1 protein-coding gene is annotated in these 1554 nt (G+C 39.1%); it reads left to right on the forward strand.

What is annotated here, in order from left to right:
• Window positions 1–574: 574 nt before the first annotated feature.
• Window positions 575–1554 (forward strand): ISL3 family transposase (locus tag C1E99_RS10965; protein WP_193441808.1); only part of this gene is annotated, 980 nt, incomplete at its 3' end.

Raw genomic sequence — 1554 nt, forward strand, 5'->3', positions numbered from 1 at the left:
TGGTCATAGTGCAGTACCTTATCCAAAATCGTTTCCATTACTTCATGGTTGATAGATTGGAAGAATGTGACTTCCACTTTTCCGAGACGAATTTTCATCAGAATATCGTTTCTGCCTTTCTTCTCAAAGTGTCTAGATTGGGGAACAGTCAATGGGACGATGGGCTGTGACATAATAAATCCTCCAGTTTTGTTTTTCTAACAGTATACTGGAGGAGGGAGTGAGTAGATAGATACCTTGTTATTGGGCGGTTACTCTTCGATTGAGACTTCAATTGATTGATTAACGACATAATTTTCCTCTTTTCAATAATTTTTATCATAGCGAGTCTTTACTCACCTGACGACAAGAATAGTATAAGATGAAAAACTTAAATCAAGCTAAAGAAGACAGGCATTTTTCTTAAAGTAAACTAAAAGAAAGCCCTGTTGGACTTTCTCTTTTATAATGGCTCTATAATTTCTGTAGTGGGTAAAACCACCGTGGAGATTATGGAGCCTTTTTGAGTGTAGAAAAAAAGTCCCATATGACCTATAATGAAAAGCGACCAAACTACTCATTAGAAAGGGTCCATATGGAACAACTAAATCTTATCACAAATCTTCTCAGAATTAAAGACAAAAATATCACTATCTCTAATGAATATGACCTAGGAACTCACTTAGAACTCCACGGTCACTTGGATTACACAGCCCCTAAATGCTCAAAATGCAAGGGACAAATGGCTAAATACGACTTCCAGAAAGCCTCTAAAATCCCCTACCTAGAAACTGCTGGTTACCCGCTACTTATCCGCCTTAGAAAGCGTCGCTTCAAGTGTAAAGAATGCGGAAAAATAGCGGTCGCTGAAACTCCTCTTGTCAAGAAGAACCACCAAATCTCTGTCGCTGTTAACCAGAAGATTGCTCAATTACTCATCGAAAATCAAGCAATGAAACATATTGCACACAGGCTATCTATCTCAACATCATCAGTTATGAGAAAACTCAATGAGTTCAAGTTTGAAACAGATTGGAATGCCTTACCTGAGGTGATGAGCTGGGACGAGTATGCCTTCAAAAAAGGGAAAATGAGCTTTATCGCTCAAGATTTCGACTCCCTAAATGTCATCGCCATTCTGGACGGAAGAACTCAAGCAACCATCCGAAACCACTTTCTACGCTATCCTAGAAAGGTTAGAAATCGGGTCAAAGTCATTACCATGGATATGTTTAGTCCATACTACAAATTGGCTAGACAGCTATTTCCCAATGCAAAAATTGTACTCGACCGCTTTCATATTGTTCAACACCTTAGTCGTGCTATGAACCGTATCCGTATTCAAATTATGAATCAATTCGACAGAACATCGCAGGAATACCGAGCCTTGAAACGCTACTGGAAATTGATACAACAAGATAGCCGTAAAATCAGCGATAAACGATTTTATCGCCCTATGTTCCGAATGCACTTGACTAACAAGGAAATACTGGAAAAACTCCTGTCTTTCTCCGAGGAACTACGACAGCACTATGAACTCTATCAACTTCTCTTATTCCATTTCCAAGAGAAGCC

The sequence above is a fragment of the Streptococcus suis genome (assembly GCF_002964045.1).
GTDB lineage: Bacteria > Bacillota > Bacilli > Lactobacillales > Streptococcaceae > Streptococcus > Streptococcus suis_U.